Genomic DNA, 22,332 nt, shown 5'->3' with positions numbered 1-22,332 from the left:
TTTTAATAAAATAAAACTTTTTTCAATATAATTGTAACCTTTTCACATCTCTTTACGTATAACTACTTGTACACTTAAAAATTGAGGAGACAAAAAACATGAGACAACTTAAAATCACCAAGCAGGTAACAAATCGTGAAACTGCATCGTTAGACAAATACCTACAAGAAATTGGAAAAGTTGACCTAATTACCGCTGATGAAGAGGTAGAATTAGCACAAAGAATAAAGGCTGGTGATCAAAAAGCTTTAGAAAAATTAACAAAAGCCAACCTACGTTTCGTTGTATCGGTTGCTAAACAATATCAAAATCAAGGATTAACTCTTCCGGATTTAATTAATGAAGGAAACTTAGGTTTAATTAAAGCGGCTCAACGTTTTGATGAAACTCGTGGTTTCAAATTCATTTCTTACGCTGTATGGTGGATTCGTCAATCGATTCTTCAGGCTTTGGCTGAACAATCCCGTATTGTTCGTTTACCATTAAACAAAATTGGTTCTATCAATAAAATCAACAAAATGTATGCTTTATTAGAGCAATCTAACGAGCGTCCACCTTCTGCTGAAGAAATTGCAAAAGAACTTGATATGACTGTAAATGACGTAAAAGAGTCTATGAAAAACTCTGGTCGTCACTTATCTATGGATGCTCCACTTGTTGAAGGAGAAGATTCTAACCTTTATGACGTTTTACGTTCTGGAGAATCTCCAAACCCTGACAGAGAGTTAATTCACGAATCATTACGTACTGAAATTGAGCGTTCATTAGAAACATTGACTCCAAGAGAAGCTGATGTTGTTCGTTTGTATTTTGGTCTTGGGGATCAACACCCAATGACTTTAGAAGAAATTGGAGAAACTTTCGACTTAACTCGTGAGCGTGTTCGTCAGATTAAAGAAAAAGCGATCCGCAGATTAAAACATACTTCAAGAAGTAAAATTCTTAAAACGTATTTAGGATAATATTTATAAAATAAGTTCCAATATTTTAAAATTCCAAACTCCAACTTTTATATTGGGATTTGGAATTTTATTCGAAAACTATAATATTTGGAATTTTACAGTAAACAACAGTTTGATTGACTGTTCGTTTTTTGATTGATGATTGAAACTCCGGCTGATTACCGGAGTTTTTTATTTTTTGTTGGATTGTTATTTTTTACCACAAAGTTTCATTTAACAGCAAAGCCTACAAAGATTTACGCAAAGTTCGCTAATATTTTTGATATACGTTTTCTTAAAAAATGTCAAGTTCACAAAGCTTTGCGAACTCTGCGTTTTTATAATTGCAAAAAATAAAATAAAACTTCGCGAACTTTGCGATTAAATAAACTTTGCATAAATCCTTGCGAGCTTTGTGTTTAAAAAAATTACCTTTGCAAAAAAAATAACAACACACAACTACACAATGAAGAATACACTTATTGCACCATCTGTTCTTGCAGCTGATTTTGCGAATTTACAACGTGATATCGAAATGATCAACAACAGTCAGGCAGATTGGTTTCATATCGATATTATGGACGGGGTTTTTGTTCCGAATATATCATTTGGAATGCCGGTTTTAGAAGCAATTTCCAGACATGCTAAAAAAACAATCGATGTACATTTAATGATTGTTGATCCGGATCGATACATTAAAACTTTTGCAGATTTAGGCGCAAATATTTTAAGCGTTCATTATGAAGCTTGTACTCATCTTCACAGAACACTTCAGGCCATTAAAGCCGAAGGAATGAAAGCTGGAGTTGCTATCAATCCTCACACTAATATTGACTTGCTTGAAGATGTTATAAACGATATTGACTTGGTTTGTATCATGAGTGTAAATCCAGGTTTTGGAGGGCAATCATTTATAGAAAATACTTATGATAAAGTTAAGAAGTTAAAAGCTTTGATTACTCGTAAAAATGCTTCAACAATTATTGAAATTGATGGTGGCGTAACTAGTAAAAATGCAAAACAATTAGTAGAAGCCGGAGCAGATGTTTTAGTTGCAGGAAGCTTTGTTTTTAAAGCAGAAAACCCAACTCAAACTATTGCTGAATTAAAAGCTTTGACTGCTTTTTAAGTTTCAAACAAAAAATAAATACAAAAGCCGAAGAGAAATCTTCGGCTTTTTTTATAATCAAATCCACACTAATCATAATCGGCTTAAAAATCAATTCAGTAAAATTTTCGCCTTTCTATATCCTGTCAGACTAATATTTCTATGTTTCTTAAAAAACTTATTGAGATGACTTTCGTCAGAAAAACCAAATTCAGCTACAATCTCATTAATTCTCATATCACTAAAACTCAGACGATGTTCTATTAATCGAATTTTATAGTTTGCAATAAAAGACTGAATAGTTTCTCCACAATGACTTTTAAAATAACTTCCCAGATAAGTGTCAGAAATATCAAATTTCTCTGCTATAACTGAAGCTTTTAATTTTTGAGGCTCAAAAATATTTGCCTGAATATAATTAATGATTTCCAGAATTCTTTTATCGGCACTTTCCTTTACACCTGATGGCTTTATTTTGGCAATATTTCTGGCAGCAATTACAATGAGTGCATTTACATAATGAATAGTTAAATCTTCATCATAAATATCCGTATTATCTATAGAATGTATCAAGGATTCTGCTATTGATTTCACCAGGAATTCATCTGCTTTTTGTTTCAAAATACATCCTGATAAATGTGTCGCATAATGCAACAAACACCCTATGTGATCAATACTTCTTGATTTATATTCCTTTACATATTCACTATTAATCTTAACCAGCAAAAACTCTGTTGTATTTACAATATCAAAAGTATGGTAATCATTTGGAGTCAGTAACATTAGATTTCCCGTTTGATACGTTATTGCATTTCCATTAATATGGAGAAATCCATTTCCTGAAAGAACATACACCATCTGAAAAAAACTGAACTGGGAATTTACAATTGGGCATTCGTCTACCTTTTTATAAAGCACTTCTACTGATTGATGCATGTTTTCTTTTCTCATATCACAAAAGTACTTTTTTATCATTTAATTGTACCGAAAAACAAATATTATTCAGTTTATTTTTGCTAAAAAAAAATATGAAACAAAAATTTTATTCAAGCAAAAATAACATCGTTTTAATCGCTATATGTCTTGCAACATTAATGTTTTCGCTCGAAATTTCAAGTGTTCCTGTTATACTTCCAACACTTGAAAAAGTACTAAACGCTAATCTTAACGACATGCAATGGATCATGAATATTTACACAATAGGCTGTACTACTGTTTTAATGGCAGCAGGAACTTTGGCTGATCGATATGGGAGAAAACGCATTCTAATTATAACTTTAATTTTATTTGGAATTTCATCTTTAATTTGTGGCTTGTCAAATAATATAGCTTTACTAATTATTAGTCGCTTCTTTCAGGGAATAAGCGGCGGTGCAATGTTAATTTGCCAGATTGCTACTTTATCGCATCAATTTCAAGAAGGAAAAGAACGCAGCAACGCTTTTAGCATTTGGGGAATTATTCTAGGTATCGGTTTAGGATTTGGCCCTATTATAGGCGGATCAATCATAGCAATATTATCGTGGAAATGGGTATTTCTAATCCATGTTCCGTTGGCTTTACTTGCCGTAATTTTAGTTTATGACTATGTAGATGAGTCGAAAGATCCTAATGCTAAAAAAATCGATATTTGGGGTATGATTACTTTATCTGTTGCTGTTTTTGGACTCACTTATTTTATCACTCAAGGACCTAATTTAGGTTTTTTGAGTCCAATAGCTTTATGCAGCATAACGATTGCAATAATTAGTTTTATTCTATTTTTATGGGTCGAAAAAACAACATTATATCCCATGTTTGATTTTTCGGTATTTAAAATTCGCAATTTTTCAGGTGCTATTTTTGGATCAATTGGTATGAATTTTAGCTTTTGGCCATTTATAATTTATTTACCTATTTATTTCCAAAGCTGTTTAGGATATGATGTTGTTGCAGTAGGACTTTCTTTGCTCGCTTATACACTTCCTACCTTAATCATTCCACCATTTGCGGAACAACTTTCAGATAAATATCGTTCAGGAATTGTAATTCCAGCAGGATTGTTTATAATAGGCATTGGTTTTATAGGTATGAGATACGGGATTATCGCCAAAGATCCTAGTTGGCTAACAATGCTTCCTGGTTCTTTATTAGCAGGAATAGGATTAGGCTTAACCAATACGCCGGTCACTAATACAACCACGGGTTCAGTCTCATCAAGTCGTTCCGGTATGGCTTCCGGAATAGATATGAGTGCAAGGCTAATTACTTTGTCCATTAATATTGCCTTAATGGGTTTTATTCTTGTAGAAGGCATTTCATCCTATTTAAATACTTCTTTTTCCAGAACAATAAATAAAACAACATTACATGCGATGGCAGAAAAAATAGCCGCAGGAAATTTTTTATCATTAAATCAGGACTTTCCTAAACTAGCGATATTAGATTCTTCAGGAATAATTGTGCATAATGCACTTGCTCATGGTTTTGAAATAGTACTTTTTTATGGCGGTATTGGTGTCTGGATCTTAGCTTTGTTAAGCTTTATAACATTTAACACACGAAAAACACAAAGTAGTTTTAAACTTTTATCAGATAAACTTTAAAAATCCTTATCGCTTTTTAAGCCTTTTAAATTCGGGAAGAAATCAATTCCTGTCATTTTTTCCAATGTTTCAATTGGAACCACAAAATCATAAAGTGATTTATCACTATCATTGTTTGGCACTAAAAAAGCAATTGCTTTATGTTGTTTTCCAGTTTTAGTCAAAATGATTTTATAAAAATAGTTAGGGACGGCCACTTTTTCTGTCCCTATTTTTTTATCAGAATCTTTCAAAATTCCGCCGGTTACAACATAAATATCATTGTATTTACTTGCCCAATATCTTGTTTTTTGTTCTAATCTATTCCAGATTCCGCTATTAAAATCATGATTTTGAGGTGAAATATTTGAGGTATAAAATGTATCATTATACGCCTCTTTATCAAACTCCATGTCTCCGGCAGGACAAAGATGTCCTTTATCATATCCTGATTTTTTATAATTTCTCCAATCAGCAGAACCTGTTGTGACTTTTGGATCTTCAATAAAATAAGGACGTTTATAATCCTCGTTTTTTAAATATTCTTTCTTTAATTCATACGCAACCCATTCGGCTTGCTCGAATTTTTCATTATATGAAAGTGTATAATATTTATGTTTTACAATTTGTTTTGTTGTTGACGTAGGCAAATAAGTGTAATTATACAATGAATCAGTACTACTTTGATTTGAAACAAAAGTCTCGTTTTGAGTTTCGATCATTTCATTTTTCCCGTTACTTTCTTTTTTACAGGAAATCAACAGAAAACTTATAACAATTAACACAATAAAATTCTTCATCTATTAAAATTTATATTCGCTAAACTACAAAAAAAATGCTCCAAAAAGGGGAACTTTTTGGAGCATTTCAATAACAAATTAATTCTTGAAAGAACTAAGATTTTACCAATTTATCTTTTTTCATTTTAGGAGAAACAGAACCTTTTACAACACTGCCTTTAGATTGCAAATCATCTAAAACATTCAATGCTTCTTCAACATAAACGTCTTTAGCTAATGCCTGATGCCAAACATCTCTTTTCTCTTTTAATGTTGCATCACTTTTCATTTCAAGTTCTTCGTATGGCAAAGATTTAAAACTCAAATTATTTTTATAATCTGAAATTGGTTTGTATTTTTTGCCTTCATTTTCAACTTGCTCCTGAGTAGCTTTAAAACTATTAATATTTAAACTATAAGTGTTTTCTTTATTTTTAATGTCAATCCATTTTGCATTGTCTTCAATTAATTTGAATTGAGCATTTTGAGCAATTCTTCCTTTACTGTTTTCAACTGCTTTAGTGAAATTCTCATTAGATTTCCATGTGCTGTAATCTGCCGGATCAATTTTATCCCACGGCATTGCATTGTCAATATCACGTTCTCCCATTTTTAAGTAAGCGTAACGATCCGGCATAACCACATCACTATGAACTCCTTCTAATTGAGTTGAACCTCCATTGATTCTGTAAAATTTTTGTCCGGTAATTTTCAAAGCACCTAAATCACCATAATTCGCATTACGAACAAATTGATTTAAATCAAGAACATTTTGAACCGTTCCTTTACCATAAGTTTGTTTACTGCCAATGATAACTCCACGTTTGTAATCCTGAATTGCAGCAGCCAAAATCTCTGATGCCGAAGCCGAGAAACTGTTTACCATAATTACTAATGGTCCGTCCCACTCGATTTTTTTATCTTTATCGTATAAAACTTCTTTCTTTTTTCCTGCTGATTTTACCTGAACAATTGGTCCTTCTTCAATAAATAAACCTGCAATATCAACTACTGTAGATAAAGATCCACCTCCGTCATCACGAACGTCAAGGACAATACCATTAATATCTTCTTTTTTCAGTCTTTCAACTTCAAGAGCAATATCTTTTCCGGCATCACGACCGTCTTTATTTTCAAAATCGATATAAAATTTAGGTAAATAAATCACACCATATTTTAATCCGTTTCTTTCTACAATACTGGATTTAGCATACGTTTCTTCAATTTCAACAACATCTCTGATAATCGAAATCACCTTAATTGTACCGTCTACTTTTTTAACCGTAAGTTTTACTTCAGTTCCTTTGTGACCTTTAATTTTTTTCACAACATCGTCTAAACGCATCCCTACAACATCTACAGGCTCTTCGTTTCCTTGTGCTACTTTCAAAATTAAATCTCCCGCTTCAAGTTGTTTTCCTTTCCAAGCCGGTCCACCGGAAATTAATTCATCTATTTGAGTAAAATCATTTTTCTTAGTTAATCTCGCTCCAATACCTTCCAGTTTTCCGCTGATATTAACATCAAAACGATCTTTTTCTTCCGGAGCAAAATAACTTGTATGCGGATCAAAACGAGTCATGATTGAGTTTACGTAAACAGAAAACCAATCTTCTTTATTCAAATCTTTAATAAGACTAAAATTATCATCTAAAGATTTTAGTGAACTATCACGAGTTTCTTTCTCTAAAGTTTCAAAAGATTTTACTTTATAAGCAGGATCTGTTTTCTTTTTATCTTCTTCTAATTTTTGCTTGGTTACAAGCGAAGAAAGAGTAGATAATTTAATTTGTTTTCTCCATCTTTCGTTGATTTCTGTTGCATTTTTTGCATAAGGCAACTTATCATAATCAGCATTAAATGTTTCATCAACATCATAATTGAAAGGTTGGGCTAAAATAGTTTTATAACGTTTTTTGCTTTCTTCCATACGTTTCATCAACCTTGTATAAGTAAGGTTGAAAAATGTCAAGTCTTTATTCAAAAACTGATCGTCTAATTGCAGCTCATATTGTTTAAATTCATCAATATCAGACTGCAAAAAGAATCTTTTTGAAGGATCTAATGCATCAATATAATCTTTAAAAATTCCTTTTGAGAATTCATCGTTTATTTCAGCGGGACTATAATGTCCTTTTTCAATAACAAATGCAAGCAATTCTAAAAGCGTTTTATCTCTATTCGGGTCCGGATCAGCACTCTTATCTGCATTAATTTTAAAAGCAAATAAGGTTAAAGACAAGCATAATACGGCTATAAGTATTTTATAATTTCTTTTCATAAACTTAATAATAGCATTCATCAAATTTTTTAATCTAAGTTAACGGTAAAATTAATGTCGACTTGCCAAGTTCTCTATAATTTTTTGTTAAAGATATAAAAATGTTTGATGCCTAAAAGTCTTCTTGAATTTAGTTTATAATTTTTATCTATTTGTTAGTATTCTACCAAAATCTGTTATTACATTTGCTTTTACAAGCTTTAATTTTGATAAATCAGAATAATATCCCCAGCAATGAAAAATGAAAAACCTTTAATATTAGTCACCAATGATGACGGAATTCTTGCACCGGGAATTAGAGCTTTAATCAGCGTTATGGAAACAATTGGAGATGTAATTGTTGTCGCTCCGGATAAACCTCAAAGCGCAATGGGACACGCAATTACAATAAATAATACTTTATTTCTTGACAAAATTTCAAAAAATGAAGATGTAATTACTGAATACAGCTGCTCCGGAACTCCTGTTGATTGTGTAAAATTAGCTGTAAATGAAATTTTAAAACGAAAACCTGATTTGTGCGTTTCGGGAATTAATCACGGTTCAAACTCCTCTATAAATGTAATTTATTCAGGTACAATGAGCGCCGCTGTAGAAGCTGGAATAGAAGGTATTCAGGCAATTGGTTTCTCCTTATTAGATTTTGACTGGAATGCAGATTTTGAGCAAATAAAATCATTTGTAAAAAAAATAACCTTAGAAACGCTAAAAAACAAATTACCTCCGGGCGTAGTTTTAAACGTAAATTTTCCGAAATTAAAAGAAAAAGAAATCAAGGGAATAAAAATTTGCCGTCAGGCGAAAGCCTATTACGCGCAGAAATTTGACAAACGACAAACCCCGTACGGCAAAGATTATTACTGGCTTACCGGAAAATTCACAAACGAAGATCAGGGCGAAGATACTGATGAATGGGCCTTAGAAAACGGATATATTTCTGTAGTTCCTGTTCAATTTGATTTAACGGCGCATCATTCTATGCAACAACTTAATACCTGGAATTTAAATGAATAAAAAAGACCTACTTATTGGATTTATAATCGGGATTTTTACCGCTTTACTTGGGAGTTATCTGTTCGTTACTTTTTTTACAAGATTTGATATTTCAACAGGAATTCAAACCATAAAACAACAAGGTTATATGGGAAAAGTAATTACTATAGGTACCGTTTTAGATCTTGCTGTTTTTTGGCTTTTATTAAAAAGAAATGAAGAAATGAAGGCAAGAGGTATCATTTTGGCAGTGATTGTTCTGGCAATTTCAACTTTATTTATTTAAATCTTATCTTTGCTAAGCAAAAAAAATGTTGTGTTTAAAATTGAAACACACTTTCAATAAAATTCATATGAAATATTACATAATCGCAGGTGAAGCCTCTGGAGATTTACACGGTTCAAATTTAATGAAAGCTATTTATGAGGAAGATCCTCAGGCTGATATTAGATTTTGGGGAGGTGATTTAATGCAAAAAGCCGGAGGAACTTTAGTAAAACACTATCGCGAATTAGCATTTATGGGTTTTGTGGAAGTGATTTTTAATCTAAAAACCATTTTAAGCAATATCAAAATCTGCAAAAAAGATATCTTAGAATTCAAGCCGGATGTTTTGATCTTTATCGACTATCCCGGTTTTAATATGCGTATTGCAAAATGGGCAAAAGCTTTAAATTATAAAACCCACTATTATATTTCGCCTCAGATCTGGGCATGGAAAGAAAACCGAATTAAAGCAATCAAGGAAGATGTCGATAAGATGTTTGTGATTTTGCCTTTTGAAAAAAGCTTTTATGAAGACAAACACCATTATCCGGTAGATTTTGTTGGACATCCTTTAATTGATGCAATTCAGAATCAACCTGCTTTTGATGAAACTGTATTTAGAAAAGAAAATCAATTAGGTGACAAACCTATTATTGCCGTTTTACCCGGTAGCAGAAAACAGGAAATCACTAAAATGTTAAGCGTGATGTTGAGCGTTGTAGATGATTTTCAAGAATATGAATTTGTAATTGCAGGCGCTCCAAGCCAGGATTATGAATTCTACCAGCAATTAATCAGCAATAAAAACATCAAATTTATTTCGAATAAAACGTATGATTTATTGCGTTCTTCGACTGCAGCTTTGGTAACTTCCGGAACTGCAACTCTGGAAACTGCTCTTTTTAAAGTTCCTGAAGTGGTTTGCTATAAAGGAAGTTCGATTTCGTACCAAATTGCAAAACGCATTATTACTTTAAAGTATATTTCGCTTGTCAATTTAATTATGGATCAGGAAGTTGTAACCGAATTGATTCAGAGTGAATGTAATACCAAACGTATTAAAGAAGAATTACAAAAATTATTAGAACCTGATTATCGTGAAAAACTACTTAAGAATTATGATATTCTGGAGCAAAAATTAGGCGGAGTTGGCGCAAGCAAAAAAACGGCAAAACTTATTGTAGCTGATTTAAAACAAGTTTAAATATTTTTGATTTGAAAAAAATATTCATTTTACTGCTTTTAGCAATCACTTTCATTTCTTGTAAATCAACTTCAAGTGCAACCGTTGTCAGCAAAAAGGAGTCGAAAAAAGAAAACAGATCTGTCGTTAAAAACCTGATTGAAAAAGCCACGGATAATATTGGCGCACCTTACAAAGCTGGCGGAACAACAAAAAGTGGTTTTGATTGTTCAGGATTGGTATTTACTACATTTGCCTCAGAAAATATCAAATTGCCAAGACCTTCTTATGAACAAGCAAAAGTGGGTAAAATAATTAAATTTGGCGATGCTGAAAAAGGTGATTTAATCTTTTTTAAAACCAATAACAGCAAATCAATCAATCACGTAGGACTTATTACAGAAGTCAATTCAAATGAAATTAAATTTGTTCATTCTTCCACTTCAAAAGGAGTTATAATATCTTCGACTAAAGAACCGTATTATCAAAATTCGTTTGTTCAAATTAATAGAATTGTCGAGTAAACAGAATTAATTAAAATATATAATTTTTCTTACAAAATATTTAATACTTTTAAACCATGAAAGTATTAGATTTTCCTTTAGCCAAAATTACAATTTGGTTTCTTATTGGTGTTTTATTTTGTTATTATAGTCAGCCATCACTTAATATCGCTTTATCAATATTTATTATTGGTTTAGCTGTTTTTGTACTTTCTTATTTTTTAAATAAAAGAAATAAAAAATTCAATTCGTTTTTTGGATTGAGCACTTATTTCGTTTCTTTTTTCATTGGTGTTTTAACTTTATTATTTCATACAGATTCACTTCAAAAATCAAATTATATTCATTGCACAAAAGCATTTGAAACTCCGCAAACCATAACATTTACTTTACGTGAAAAACTTAAAAGCAACAGTTACAATGATAGATTTACAGCCTTAATAAATACTATTGACGGGAAAGTGTATTCCGGAAAGATAATTGTCAACATACAAAAAGACAGCGCCGGAAATCCTATAATTGGCGACATAATAAAGATTAAAACTACTCTTCAACGCAATAGTATTAATAAGAATCCTAACCAATTTAATTACAGTAAATATCTGGCAGACAAGCAAATTTTCGGACAAGTTTACAGCAACAAAGTCGAAATTAGCATTAATAAAAACGTAAAAAAAAACATTTGGTATTATTCAGGACGACTACATTCGAGAATAGTCCGTAATCTTGAAAAATCGAATTTTAACAAAGGAGAAATGAATGTTGCATTGGCGCTTATTTTAGGTCAGCAACAAGACATTTCGACCGAGATTATTCAGGATTATCAGTATTCAGGAGCCACACATATACTTTCTGTTTCCGGATTGCATGTTGGTTTTATTATGATATTTATTAATTTCATTTTAAAGCCAATTCCAAATACCCGGAAAGGATCTTTTATAAAATTAATCTCAATCCTGATTTCATTAACCTTTTTCGCTGTCATTTCTGGTTTATCACCATCTGTTTTGCGATCTGTAGTAATGTTTTCATTTTTAGCAATTGGAAATCATTTACGCAGAAGCGGAAGTATTTATCATACTTTATTAGTTTCAATGCTATTAATCTTGCTTTTTGAACCTTATTTTCTATTTGATGTTGGTTTTCAATTAAGTTATTTAGCATTATTTTTTATTGTCTGGTTGCAGCCTTTATTAAAAACAATGTGGACTCCAAAATATAAAATCCTAACCACAATCTGGAACGCATTAACCGTTTCATTCGCAGCGCAAATAGGTACGCTGCCATTGTGTTTGTATTATTTTCATCAGTTTCCCGGATTATTCTTTGTCACAAACATTGTGATTATTCCGTTATTGTCATTCATTATGATTGCCGGAATTATTGTAATGATATTTGCCGTTTTTAGTTCTCCTCCTATCTTAATAATTGGAATTTTCGAAAAAAGCATTTATCTCTTAAACAAAACAATCCATATCGTCGCTTCGTTTGAATGGTTTGTGATACGTGATATCAGTTTTAATTCTTATTACCTGCTTACTTTCTATTTGTTTATTATTTCAGTAATTATTTGGAATAAAAAACGTGATTATAATAAATTAGTATTTTTCCTGATCTCAGTAATCCTGCTACAAATTTCAATTATATACACAAAAAAAGAAGTTGAAAACAAACACGAATTAATTGTTTATAATACGAAAAGAAACACTTTAATCTCCGAAAGAAAAGGTAAGGAAATTACACTTTTTACAACCGATACTATTTCAAAGAATACTATTTTAAACTCCTATCTGGTTGGAAATTTCAGCAAACTAAAATCAACTCAAAAAATTAAAAACGTTTTGTTTTTTAACGGAAAAAAAATAGCTGTAATTGACAGCACAGGTATTTATGAGAATAAAATTCAGCCCGATATTCTTATACTTACTCAATCTCCTAAAATAAACCTGGATCGAATTTTAGAAAATTTACATCCTAAAATAATAATTGCCGATGCTTCAAATTCATATGCGGTATTGAAAATCTGGAAAATCTCCTGCCTTAAAAAAAATATCCCTTTTCACTCAACAAGTGAAAAAGGATATTACAAATTAAACTAGGGAAATTAATTTTATTCCTCTCCGCGCAACATTGTTTTTGCTTCAGAGATCCATTTTTTCACACCTCCCATTTTATATTCTAATAAGCCTAGTTTATTTATGGTAGGTTTATTTCGCCTGATAGAAGCTGTCGCAAGACAAACCTGTGGTAATTCGTCAACCCCTAAAGCTTCTTTCAATTTGACATTCTGCTCTTTCTCTTCACTGGATATTGAAGGATCAGACAAATCAAGTTTTAGTAAAATGATGTTTTCGCTTGACCAATCTATAAAATCTGATGTCGCAAAAATTTCGTTCTGGATTTTTTGTGAAGTTCCGGAAGCAGTAAAAAAAATCAATAAAGGTTTTCGTTCATCATCGCACATTTTAATAGCATCATTCATATTGGTCTTCCAAACTAAATTTTGCGCTTGCAGAAAAAATGAACCTAAAAAAAACAGTAAAATTAGTAGTTTTGGTGTCATGTTCGTTTTTGGTTTTAGATTGTATTTATTCAACCAATTTAACACAAATACATTATAAAACAAACATAATAAAACAATTAAATGATTAATACATAACACAAATGATATTAAATCAATAAATTGATAATATTTTTAACAAAATAAAGAAAAAACGCCCTTTAAATAGTAAAGTACTGATTAACAGCTAAAATATACCACAAAAAAAATCCCTTATCGCTCGTGAGAGATAAGGGATTAATAAATAGCTCGATTTAAAATTTTATGGATTCAAAATTAAATTTGCATCAGCAATCCAGCCTTTAGCTCCGCTTTGTTTAAAAGGCACTATACCTAAGTTATTAAAAGTCGTTTTGCCTTTTTTAACAGATGCTAGTAAAAGGCACACCTGAGGTAATTCATCAATACCCAAAGCATTTTTTAACCTTACATTTTGCTCTTTTGCAGTGTCAGACATGTTTGTGTCAGCTAAATCAAGTTTAACTAAAATAACATTATCACGTGACCAAACTGCAAAATCCGGCGTTGCAAAAATATCATTCTGAATTTTCTGTGAAATACCGCTTGCAGTAAAAAAAATCAATAATGGTCTTCTTTGAGCATCACTTGCAATTATAGCGTCATTCATATCGGTCTTCCAAACTAAATTTTGTGAATGTAGAAAAAATGAACCTAAAAAGAAGAATAGGATAAGTAGTTTTCGGGTCATATTAAATTGGTTTAAAGTAGGTTTACGCGACTAAATTAGCATAATATCTTTATGAAACAAATGATATTCAAACAAAAAATACTAAAAAAACAATAAAAACGATAATTCATTAATAAACCCTTAATTTTTTAATAAAATCATAAAAATATATCTCCTAAAATAACAAAAATCGTTATTTGACATGGCACATATTTACTACAAAAAAAATATCCCCTTCCGCACAAGGCGAAAAGGGATCTACAAATTAAACTAAGAAACTTAATTTAAATTTAAATTATTCACTAGGATGTAAAATCAAATTAGATTCTGCGATCCATGCTTTTGCTCCTCCCGGCTTATAGGCAATTTTTCCTAAAGCACTAAATGTTGTTTTATTTTTTCGAACTGAAGCACTTGCAAAACATACTTCGGGTAAATCCTCAACACCAAATGCATTTTTCAGTTTTATATTCTGTTCCTTATCACTTTGATCAGCAGAAGCATCAGATAAATCAAGTTTGACAAGAACTACGTTGTCACGCGACCAAACGGCAAAATCAGGGGTTTTAAAAATTTCGTTTTGTAGATTATCCGATACGCCTGAGGCAGTGAATAAAATCAACATTGGTTTTCTTTGTTCATTACTTATTGCGATAGCATCAGTCATGTTTGTTCTCCAAACTAAGTTTTGCGAGTGCAGAAAAAATGAACCTAAAAAAAACAGTAGGATAAGTAATTTTTTAGTCATAATACAATTGGTTATGGTTAGTATAGTATGACGAAATTAACATATTATTTTAATTTTCCAATTTTTATTAATATAAAAAATACATTATATGTTTTTTTAACCGTAATTAAATATCAAAGTCTTAAAACAACAAAAACAACCAAAGAACTTTTCTTACTAAACAAAAAAACTCCTTACGTTGCCGTAAGGAGTTTTTGAAAATATTTTAAAATTTTTGTTTTAAGATTTTTTAGGATGAACAATTCCTTCTGCAACTGTCAACCAAGCAGATGGTCCACCTGCAACGTAACCAGTTTGACCAAGTCCTTTAAAATTTACTTTTCCGTCCTTAGATTCTGCACTGGTAAAATAAACAGTTGGAAATCCCTGAATCCCGAATGCTTGCTGCAGCTCATTATTCTGATTTTTTATTTCAGGAGTCTGAGGCGTTCTTCTGGGATAATCCAGTTCAACTAAAACAACATTATCTGTAGCCCATTTTTTAAATTCCGGAGTTTTCAAAACTTCATTCTGCAAACGAATACACCATCCGCACCAATCACTTCCCGTAAAAAACATCAACATTGGCTTTTGTTCCTTATTACTAACTGTAATTGCTTCTTTTACATCAGTGTACCATTTTAATTCTTGCGCTTGTGTTGCAAAGGCTCCAATTAAAAACAATGCTATTATGTATATTTTTTTCATTTTATTATTATTTTGGTACAAATTTAAACAAAAAAAGAATTGGTAAATGTCATCTATTTTACTTCTTGCATTAATTTTCTAATAATTGGCGAAATTGCTATTAAAATAACTCCGGCAATAATAGAATAAATGGCTAATTGATAATATCCTTCAGTATAGGATTGCAGCTTAGAAACTAAATCAGTACCTGTATTTGACCTTGATATTTCTGCACCTAATTTTCCTGCAAACAATTGTCCAAATGCACTTGCCAGGAACCATAATCCCATCATCATACCAAATAATCTTTTTGGAGATAATTTAGTAATGATTGACATCCCAATTGGACCTAAACAAAGTTCTCCAATGGTCGTTATCAAATATGCAAAAGTAAATACATTTAAAGAGGCAATACCTTTAGAATTTGCAAAGAATTTAGTCAAATAGAAGACATAAAATGAAGCTCCTAAAAACAAGAATCCAATTCCGAATTTTATTAATGTATTAGGTTCTATTCTTCTTTTCCCCATCCAAATCCATAACAAACCAATCAGCGGACTTAAAACAACTACAAAAAAAGTATTCGAACTATTATTTACAATGTTTGGATCAATGGAGAAAAACAATAATTTATCATTTAGATTATCTTTTGCAAAAAGCGACAACGATCCACCACTCTGCTCATAAATTGCGTTGAATAAAAGATAAAAGAATACAAACAAAAATGCTGCAAAAAGCTTTTTCTGTAATTTCACGTCACCTAACTTAATCAATTCATAAGCAAAATAAGCAACAGCAACTATTCCAATTGTGTACATGAAATAATCTGTATAATCTGTATTTTTTACCATTATAAAAATAAATGGTAAACTTAAAATTGATAAAGTATATACGGCAATCTCACGAATTCGTCTTTTCCCTGGCGCTAAATCCAATAAGGGAGAATCTCCAATTGGACCTAAATATTTTTTGGTAAATAAAAACGTAACTAAACCTAAAAACATTACTATAGCAGCAGATAAAAAGCACAATTGCCAGGAATAATATTTTCCTAAATAAATGCATAAGGCACCTCCTAAAAGACCTCCAACATTTATTCCGGCATAAAACATTCCGTAACCCGCATCTCTTCTGCCATCATCTTCATGATATAATTCTCCAACCATTGACGAAACATTTGGCTTAAAAAAACCAGTTCCAATAATTGAAAATGCAATACCATAATAAAACAAAGTTTGCGGAGAAAAAGCAATCAATAAATTCCCCAGAATCATAACGATTCCACCAAAAAATAATGACTTTTTAAATCCTAAAACCTTATCTGCAAAAATACCTCCAATAAAGGTAAAAGCATATACAAAAGCCTGAATAGCCCCGTATTGTAAATTGGCGTGTTCATCTTTTAAAAAAAGCTGATCTACCATAAAAAATGTAAGCACTCCACGCATTCCGTAAAAACAGAAACGTTCCCACATTTCAACAAAAAACAAATACCACAATTGTTTTGGATAATTGCCTTTAAAATTTTGAATTTCTTCTAAGGTAATTTTGTGTTCCATCTTATCTAACACCATGCATCATTTTTTTCAAGAACGGAGTCAAAGCAAACAATACTATTGCAGCAATACCTGTAAGAACTACAAATACGATGAAAAACTCATATAAGTTATGGATTTCAAATCCTGCAAAAAAGTGATTATGAGCACTAATCTGATGTTTTTCTAAAAGTGATAATTGCTCAGTCGTTGGTACAACTTTATTATCTAAAACTGCCTGAAGATCGATTCCTAATTCTTTTGCTTTTGCAAATTTATCTCCAGTTGCAGGTAAAATAGAACCTAAAGTTCCTCCTAAAGCATAACCAGATGCATTTGATAAAAAGAATACTCCGTATAATAAGGATGCAAAACGTTTTGGAGATAATTTCCCTACCAATGATAAACCAATTGGAGATAAACATAACTCAGCACAAGTATTTAAGAAATATAATAAGATAAGCCATTTAACCAATAACAATCCAGAAGTTCCAATGTATGAAACCTGAGTAGCAATCATGAAGAAACTTATAGAAATAACCACTAAACCAACAGCTAATTTTACCGGTGAAATTGGCTCTTTATCTTTAGCTCTTAAAGTATCCCAAAGTATACTAAAAGGCACCGCCAATAAAACCACAAATAATCCGTTAAAAATTTGAACCATTGACGGCGGCATTAACCAGCCAAAGAAGTTTCTATCCGTTTGATTGTCTGCAATAAAAGTTAATGATGAACCCGCTTGTTCAAAAGCCGCCCAAAAGAAAATAATAAAGAACGAAACAATATAAATTACAATAATTCTGTCTCTTTCGATTTTAGTCAAAGATGTATCAGAAATAATTAATCCGGCTAATGAAATACCACTGGAATAAATCAATGTATAAATTAAATTCTGACCTACTAAATAATGAAAAATGAATCCTAAACCAATAAATGCAATTCCTGCAATTGCTAAAGATTTACTAGAAAAATTAGCTTTTTGAGCTTCTCCTTCTTCAAAATCAGAAGCTTCATTTTTAGATGGTAAACCTCCCAATGGTCTTCCTTCCGGAGTAACCACATATTTATTTTTCAAAAAGTAAAAAAGAATCGTTCCTAAAAGCATCGCAACAGAAGCCGCCATGAATCCCCATCTAAAAGCATGGATATCTCTAATTCCGCCAGCATCTTTAACATCTCCTAATAACGGGCAAATAGACTGACCTAAAAATGCTCCAATATTAATTCCCATATAGAAAATAGTAAAAGCACTATCTAATTTTGTTTTTTCCTGTTTAGGATATAAACTTCCAACCATACTGGAAATGTTTGGCTTGAAGAATCCGTTACCAAAAACAATAACTCCTAATGCAGAATACATGATAGTTTTAGCTAAAGGCAAATTCCCCTCAAAAATACTACCACTTGTAAACAATAACATTTGTCCAATCGCCATTAATAATCCACCTAACATGATACAGTTTCTGTTCCCTAAAAAACGATCGGCAACAAAACCTCCCAACATTGGCGTTAAATAACAAAGTCCAAGGAAACCTCCATATATTAAAGAAGCTTCTTCTTCCTTCATCAATAATGAATTCACAAGAAATAAAGTTAATAAAGCTCGCATTCCATAAAAATTGAATCGCTCCCACATCTCCGTCCCAAACAATACCCAAAGTCCTTTTGGATGCGCAGTTTTTACTTGAGTTTCTCCCATATTCTTCATTATTTATTTAAGGTTTAAAGATTTATATTATAAATTTTCTTTGATAAAGTTAGTCATTTTATTATAAAGCTGAATTCTGGTTTGACCACCAAAAATACCGTGGTTTTTATCCGGATATATCTGAGAATCAAATTGTTTGTTCGCCTGAATTAACGCTTCCATCATCTGCATTGAGTTTTGCACATGAACGTTGTCATCACCAGATCCGTGAATCAATAAAAACTTTCCTTTTAATTTATCAACGTGGTTTATTGGCGAGTTTTGGTCATAACCGCTTGCATTTTCCTGAGGCGTTTGCATATATCTTTCCGTATAAACACTGTCATAAAAACGCCAGTTCGTTACCGGAGCAACTGCAATTGCCATTTTGAAAACATCGTTTCCTTGAAAAATACAGTTTGAAGCCATAAATCCACCATAACTCCACCCGAAAATTCCAATTCTTGAAACATCAACATACGGATAAGCCCCAATTACTTTTGCAGCATCAATCTGATCTTCAACTTCGTATTTTCCTAATTCTTTTTGAGTCACTTTTTTGAAATCAGCACCTTTAAAACCAGTTCCTCTACCATCAACACAAGCTACAATATAACCTTGTTGCGTAAGTGATAAAAACCAATAATCATCAGAGTTGTTCCAATCATTATTTACCTGTTGAGATCCCGGACCAGAATATTGGTACATGAAAACAGGATATTTTTTTGAAGGATCAAAATCTTTTGGCTTCAAAATCCATGCATTTAGTTCGTTTCCTTTAGCTGTTTTTAAAACAAAAAACTCTTTTGCCGGTAAATTATACGATACTAATTTTGCCGAAAGGTCTTTATTGTTTTCAATAACCTGAATTTCTTTTCCTGTTTTTGACTCATTCAAAGTATAAGTCGTAGGTTGTAAATTACTAGAAAAAGTATTGATGAAGAATTGGAAGTTCGGACTAAAAGTTGCCGTACTAGTTCCCACTTTCGAAGTTAAACGTACTTTGCTTTTTCCGTCTAAACCAATTCTGTAAATATCTCTGTTAATAGAACCATTCTCTGTAGATTGATAGAAAATAGTTTTGTTTTTTTCGTCGAAACCATAGTAAGATACTACTTCCCAGTTTCCTTTTGTAACCTGATTTTTAAGTTTTCCTGTTTTATCATACACATAAATATGATTAAAACCGTCTTTTTCGCTTGTCCAGATAAAACTATTGTCTTTTAAAAAGGTTAAATTATCTGTAACATCAACGTAAGCTTTATCTTTTTCATTCAAAACTACTTTTGCCGCAGCTGTAGTTCCGTCAACAAATAATAAATCAAGATTATCCTGATGGCGGTTTAAAACCTGGGCTGATAATACGTTATTATCATTTGTCCATTGTAATCTTGCAATATAAAAGTCGTTGTAATTCCCTAAATCAACTTTTTTAGTACTATTTCCAGCCGGATCATAAATATGTAATGAAACTACCGAATTTTTTTCGCCCGCTTTAGGATATTTAAACGTTTCAATTGTTGGATATAAATCTTTATGAAACATAGACATTGAAAATTCCGGAACAGCGCTTTCGTCAAAACGAATATAAGCTAGTTTTTTACTGTCTTTACTCCAGTCAAAAGCCCGGACAAAAGCAAATTCTTCTTCATAAACCCAATCCGTAATACCGTTAATGATGGTATTTTTCTTTCCGTCAGTTGTAACAGCCGTCGATTTTTTTGACGCTACATCATAAACATATAAGTTATTTTCTTTAGCATAAGCAATTTTAGTTCCATCAGGAGAAAAAGTTGGTTCCTGAACCTGAAAATCAAAAAGCTTAGTCAATGACTTTGTCGTTATATCATATAGGAAATAATCCGCAGTAAATGAGTGACGAAAGATTTTATTGGAATTACAGGCAATCAGAATCTTTTTTTCTGAAGCATCAAACGTATAACTATCAATTCCCTCAGAAAGTTCTCTATGATTTTTAGTATCAATTAAGTTTGAAACCTTTTTTAGAGTAGCAAAATCATATAAATCAATCTGCATACTTCTGCTTGCCTGATCTATGTTTAAAACAGTATATTGATCCGTATTTTTTAATGATTGCAACTCATCCATTCCTTTTGCACGAAATGTTCCATTATAAATATCTTCAACAGTAATTTTTTGTTGACCAAAAACAGTAGCAATTAAAAATAAAAATATTACAGTAATTTTACTCGTATTCATTGAGAATTATTTTAAATATAAAAAAGACCCCAATTTTAGTAAAAAAAATGAACATAATACACATTTCATGTGTTAAATGTTAAAAAAAATAACGATTGCGTACTTTTCAAATTTCAAATACATTATAAACAAAACTCTTAAAATGGTATCTTTGCCGCAACATTATTATTTAAAATACTGAGAATGAACAACGCCGTTGCCGGATTTTCGAAATTATCCAAAAAAGAAAAAATAAACTGGATCGCAAATACCTATTTTTCAAACCCTGAAGAAGCGCTTACGATTATAAGAAATTACTGGAATTCAGACGAAAAGCTACAAAAATTGCATGATGAATTCATCGAAAACACCATTACAAATCTTTATATTCCACTAGGAGTTGCTCCTAATTTTTTAATCAACGGAAAATACAAAACAATTCCAATGGCAATTGAGGAAAGTTCAGTGGTTGCAGCAGCATCAAAAGCAGCAAAATACTGGTCAACTCGCGGAGGTTTTAAAGCAACCGTAATTGACACTCAAAAAATTGGCCAGGTGCATTTTACCTATAATGGAGATGCCGAAAAACTACAATCTTTTTTTGACCAAATAAAGCCAAATTTTTTATCTGACACGCAAAGCATTACTAAAAATATGCAGCAACGCGGTGGCGGAATTTTAGATATTAAACTAAAAGACAAAAGAAGTTTACTTGAAAATTATTTTCAGCTTCATGCTACTTTCGAAACCAAAGATAGTATGGGCGCCAACTTTATCAACTCATGTTTAGAGCAATTTGCGACAACTTTAAAAGATGAATTTCAGAATTCTGATTTATTTTCAGAAGATGAAACACTAAAAGTTGTCATGAGTATTTTATCTAATTATGTACCAAATTGCATTGTTAGAGCCGAAGTTTCCTGCCCAATAGAAGATTTAACCGATAAAAACATTCAAAATCCACAAGAATTTGCCGAGCGTTTTGTGCAAGCTGTTCAAATTGCCGAAGTCGAACCCTTTAGAGCCGTAACCCACAACAAAGGAATCATGAACGGAGTTGATGCCGTGATTCTCGCCACCGGAAATGATTTTAGAGCTATCGAAGCCGGAGTTCATGCTTACGCTTCAAAAAATGGTCAATATGCCAGTTTGTCCCATGCAAAAATCGAAGACGGAATTTTTACTTTCTGGCTTGAAATTCCTCTGGCTTTAGGAACCGTGGGCGGATTAACCTCTCTGCATCCTTTAGTTAAGTTATGTTTTGAAATACTCGAAAAACCATCCGCCAAAGAGTTAATGGAAATTGTTGCCGTTGCAGGTTTGGCGCAGAACTTTGCGGCTTTACGTTCCTTAACTACCACCGGAATTCAGGAAGGACACATGAAAATGCACTTAAACAACATCATCAACCAATTTGAAGCCAACGAAGAAGAACGACGTTCAATTAAATCACATTTTAAGAAAAATGTCGTTTCACACAGTGTCGTAGTTGAATTTATCGAGAATCTTAGAAAATAAAATTAGTCATCCTGATCAATTCCTAAACTTGGGGATAATAATATGGAGCTATTCCCGCTATTCGTTGCAATCTTTTACTTTTTAAAGAAAAAAGCAAAAGGATTTCCA

At 31.7% G+C, this 22,332-nt stretch carries 19 protein-coding genes; 9 read left to right on the top strand and 10 right to left on the bottom strand.

What is annotated here, in order from left to right:
* The first annotated feature begins 98 nt into the window (after nucleotides 1–98).
* On the top strand, nucleotides 99–962 hold the full coding sequence (locus ACHZDT_RS19750) for an RNA polymerase sigma factor RpoD/SigA (RefSeq protein ID WP_140508168.1): 864 nt from the start codon (nucleotides 99–101) through the stop codon (nucleotides 960–962).
* A 445-nt stretch (nucleotides 963–1,407) separates the two neighbouring features.
* Nucleotides 1,408–2,070: a ribulose-phosphate 3-epimerase gene (rpe, locus tag ACHZDT_RS19745; protein ID WP_213294640.1), complete on the top strand. Its 663-nt coding sequence runs from the start codon at nucleotides 1,408–1,410 to the stop codon at nucleotides 2,068–2,070.
* A 90-nt stretch (nucleotides 2,071–2,160) separates the two neighbouring features.
* Here the strand turns inward: rpe and ACHZDT_RS19740 are convergent, their stop codons facing one another.
* Nucleotides 2,161–3,000, bottom strand: a complete 840-nt coding sequence (locus ACHZDT_RS19740; protein WP_394776417.1) for an AraC family transcriptional regulator — start codon at nucleotides 2,998–3,000, stop codon at nucleotides 2,161–2,163.
* Between the two features lie 77 nt (nucleotides 3,001–3,077).
* On the opposite strand from ACHZDT_RS19740, the gene ACHZDT_RS19735 reads away from it, so the two are divergent.
* Nucleotides 3,078–4,634, top strand: a complete 1,557-nt coding sequence (locus ACHZDT_RS19735; RefSeq protein ID WP_394776416.1) for an MFS transporter — start codon at nucleotides 3,078–3,080, stop codon at nucleotides 4,632–4,634.
* Here the strand turns inward: ACHZDT_RS19735 and ACHZDT_RS19730 are convergent.
* Nucleotides 4,631–5,413: a DNA/RNA non-specific endonuclease gene (locus ACHZDT_RS19730; protein WP_394776415.1), complete on the bottom strand. Its 783-nt coding sequence runs from the start codon at nucleotides 5,411–5,413 to the stop codon at nucleotides 4,631–4,633. The genes ACHZDT_RS19735 and ACHZDT_RS19730 overlap by 4 nt on opposite strands.
* A 94-nt stretch (nucleotides 5,414–5,507) precedes the next feature.
* Complete coding sequence (locus ACHZDT_RS19725) at nucleotides 5,508–7,694, bottom strand: carboxy terminal-processing peptidase (RefSeq protein ID WP_394776414.1); 2,187 nt, start codon at nucleotides 7,692–7,694, stop codon at nucleotides 5,508–5,510.
* 213 nt (nucleotides 7,695–7,907) lie between these two features.
* On the opposite strand from ACHZDT_RS19725, the gene surE reads away from it, so the two are divergent.
* The 5 genes from surE to ACHZDT_RS19700 all read left to right on the top strand — a co-directional run bounded on the left by surE (nucleotide 7,908) and on the right by ACHZDT_RS19700 (nucleotide 12,719).
* Nucleotides 7,908–8,687 carry a 5'/3'-nucleotidase SurE gene (surE, locus tag ACHZDT_RS19720; protein WP_394776413.1) on the top strand — a complete coding sequence of 260 codons (780 nt, stop codon included), beginning with the start codon at nucleotides 7,908–7,910 and terminating at the stop codon, nucleotides 8,685–8,687.
* Complete coding sequence (locus ACHZDT_RS19715; RefSeq protein ID WP_213294625.1) at nucleotides 8,680–8,952, top strand: hypothetical protein; 273 nt, start codon at nucleotides 8,680–8,682, stop codon at nucleotides 8,950–8,952. The genes surE and ACHZDT_RS19715 overlap by 8 nt, the downstream gene beginning before the upstream one ends.
* Before the next feature lie 67 nt (nucleotides 8,953–9,019).
* Nucleotides 9,020–10,138, top strand: a complete 1,119-nt coding sequence (gene lpxB / locus ACHZDT_RS19710) for a lipid-A-disaccharide synthase (RefSeq protein ID WP_394776412.1) — start codon at nucleotides 9,020–9,022, stop codon at nucleotides 10,136–10,138.
* An 11-nt stretch (nucleotides 10,139–10,149) separates the two neighbouring features.
* A complete protein-coding gene (locus ACHZDT_RS19705; RefSeq protein ID WP_394776411.1) occupies nucleotides 10,150–10,641 on the top strand; it encodes a C40 family peptidase in 492 nt (163 codons plus the stop codon).
* 56 nt (nucleotides 10,642–10,697) lie between these two features.
* Nucleotides 10,698–12,719, top strand: coding sequence for a ComEC/Rec2 family competence protein (locus ACHZDT_RS19700; protein ID WP_394776410.1), 2,022 nt, complete (start codon nucleotides 10,698–10,700; stop codon nucleotides 12,717–12,719).
* Nucleotides 12,720–12,730: 11 nt separating this feature from the next.
* Here the strand turns inward: ACHZDT_RS19700 and ACHZDT_RS19695 are convergent, their stop codons facing one another.
* The 7 genes from ACHZDT_RS19695 to ACHZDT_RS19665 all read right to left on the bottom strand — a co-directional run bounded on the left by ACHZDT_RS19695 (nucleotide 12,731) and on the right by ACHZDT_RS19665 (nucleotide 20,727).
* Nucleotides 12,731–13,183 (bottom strand): thioredoxin family protein, encoded by a 453-nt coding sequence (locus ACHZDT_RS19695; protein WP_394776409.1) that lies wholly within the window; start codon nucleotides 13,181–13,183, stop codon nucleotides 12,731–12,733.
* A 259-nt stretch (nucleotides 13,184–13,442) separates the two neighbouring features.
* Nucleotides 13,443–13,889, bottom strand: coding sequence for a thioredoxin family protein (locus ACHZDT_RS19690; RefSeq protein WP_394776408.1), 447 nt, complete (start codon nucleotides 13,887–13,889; stop codon nucleotides 13,443–13,445).
* 274 nt (nucleotides 13,890–14,163) lie between these two features.
* Nucleotides 14,164–14,616: a thioredoxin family protein gene (locus tag ACHZDT_RS19685; protein ID WP_394776407.1), complete on the bottom strand. Its 453-nt coding sequence runs from the start codon at nucleotides 14,614–14,616 to the stop codon at nucleotides 14,164–14,166.
* Nucleotides 14,617–14,835: 219 nt separating this feature from the next.
* Complete coding sequence (locus ACHZDT_RS19680; RefSeq protein ID WP_394776406.1) at nucleotides 14,836–15,303, bottom strand: thioredoxin family protein; 468 nt, start codon at nucleotides 15,301–15,303, stop codon at nucleotides 14,836–14,838.
* A gap of 53 nt (nucleotides 15,304–15,356) precedes the next feature.
* Nucleotides 15,357–16,841 (bottom strand): peptide MFS transporter, encoded by a 1,485-nt coding sequence (locus ACHZDT_RS19675; RefSeq protein ID WP_394776443.1) that lies wholly within the window; start codon nucleotides 16,839–16,841, stop codon nucleotides 15,357–15,359.
* A gap of 1 nt (nucleotide 16,842) precedes the next feature.
* Nucleotides 16,843–18,519 carry a peptide MFS transporter gene (locus ACHZDT_RS19670; protein ID WP_394776405.1) on the bottom strand — a complete coding sequence of 559 codons (1,677 nt, stop codon included), beginning with the start codon at nucleotides 18,517–18,519 and terminating at the stop codon, nucleotides 16,843–16,845.
* Nucleotides 18,520–18,555: 36 nt separating this feature from the next.
* Nucleotides 18,556–20,727 carry a S9 family peptidase gene (locus ACHZDT_RS19665; RefSeq protein WP_394776404.1) on the bottom strand — a complete coding sequence of 724 codons (2,172 nt, stop codon included), beginning with the start codon at nucleotides 20,725–20,727 and terminating at the stop codon, nucleotides 18,556–18,558.
* Between the two features lie 183 nt (nucleotides 20,728–20,910).
* Between ACHZDT_RS19665 and ACHZDT_RS19660 the strand changes: the two genes are divergently transcribed.
* The gene (locus tag ACHZDT_RS19660) at nucleotides 20,911–22,224 is read left to right on the top strand and encodes a hydroxymethylglutaryl-CoA reductase, degradative (protein WP_394776403.1); all 1,314 of its coding nucleotides are present in this window, start codon (nucleotides 20,911–20,913) and stop codon (nucleotides 22,222–22,224) included.
* Nucleotides 22,225–22,332 lie beyond the last annotated feature (108 nt).

Origin of the sequence: Flavobacterium sp., assembly GCF_043722275.1 — a bacterium.
Taxonomy (GTDB): Bacteria; Bacteroidota; Bacteroidia; order Flavobacteriales; family Flavobacteriaceae; genus Flavobacterium.
The sequence above is the reverse complement of the archived record's forward strand: the minus strand, read 5'-3'. Positions and strand labels throughout refer to the sequence as shown.

What these genes read in the sequence shown, in the direction of transcription:
- ACHZDT_RS19725 (WP_394776414.1), bottom strand. Translation starts at nt 7,694, where the DNA reads ATGAATGCTATTATTAAGTTTATGAAAAGAAATTATAAAATACTTATA.
- ACHZDT_RS19715 (WP_213294625.1), top strand. Translation starts at nt 8,680, where the DNA reads ATGAATAAAAAAGACCTACTTATTGGATTTATAATCGGGATTTTTACC.
- ACHZDT_RS19660 (WP_394776403.1), top strand. Translation starts at nt 20,911, where the DNA reads ATGAACAACGCCGTTGCCGGATTTTCGAAATTATCCAAAAAAGAAAAA.
- ACHZDT_RS19685 (WP_394776407.1), bottom strand. Translation starts at nt 14,616, where the DNA reads ATGACTAAAAAATTACTTATCCTACTGTTTTTTTTAGGTTCATTTTTT.
- ACHZDT_RS19680 (WP_394776406.1), bottom strand. Translation starts at nt 15,303, where the DNA reads ATGAAAAAAATATACATAATAGCATTGTTTTTAATTGGAGCCTTTGCA.
- ACHZDT_RS19695 (WP_394776409.1), bottom strand. Translation starts at nt 13,183, where the DNA reads ATGACACCAAAACTACTAATTTTACTGTTTTTTTTAGGTTCATTTTTT.
- lpxB (WP_394776412.1), top strand. Translation starts at nt 9,020, where the DNA reads ATGAAATATTACATAATCGCAGGTGAAGCCTCTGGAGATTTACACGGT.
- ACHZDT_RS19700 (WP_394776410.1), top strand. Translation starts at nt 10,698, where the DNA reads ATGAAAGTATTAGATTTTCCTTTAGCCAAAATTACAATTTGGTTTCTT.
- ACHZDT_RS19670 (WP_394776405.1), bottom strand. Translation starts at nt 18,519, where the DNA reads ATGGGAGAAACTCAAGTAAAAACTGCGCATCCAAAAGGACTTTGGGTA.
- ACHZDT_RS19750 (WP_140508168.1), top strand. Translation starts at nt 99, where the DNA reads ATGAGACAACTTAAAATCACCAAGCAGGTAACAAATCGTGAAACTGCA.
- ACHZDT_RS19675 (WP_394776443.1), bottom strand. Translation starts at nt 16,841, where the DNA reads ATGGAACACAAAATTACCTTAGAAGAAATTCAAAATTTTAAAGGCAAT.
- rpe (WP_213294640.1), top strand. Translation starts at nt 1,408, where the DNA reads ATGAAGAATACACTTATTGCACCATCTGTTCTTGCAGCTGATTTTGCG.
- ACHZDT_RS19735 (WP_394776416.1), top strand. Translation starts at nt 3,078, where the DNA reads ATGAAACAAAAATTTTATTCAAGCAAAAATAACATCGTTTTAATCGCT.
- ACHZDT_RS19730 (WP_394776415.1), bottom strand. Translation starts at nt 5,413, where the DNA reads ATGAAGAATTTTATTGTGTTAATTGTTATAAGTTTTCTGTTGATTTCC.
- ACHZDT_RS19740 (WP_394776417.1), bottom strand. Translation starts at nt 3,000, where the DNA reads ATGAGAAAAGAAAACATGCATCAATCAGTAGAAGTGCTTTATAAAAAG.
- ACHZDT_RS19690 (WP_394776408.1), bottom strand. Translation starts at nt 13,889, where the DNA reads ATGACCCGAAAACTACTTATCCTATTCTTCTTTTTAGGTTCATTTTTT.
- ACHZDT_RS19665 (WP_394776404.1), bottom strand. Translation starts at nt 20,727, where the DNA reads ATGAATACGAGTAAAATTACTGTAATATTTTTATTTTTAATTGCTACT.
- surE (WP_394776413.1), top strand. Translation starts at nt 7,908, where the DNA reads ATGAAAAATGAAAAACCTTTAATATTAGTCACCAATGATGACGGAATT.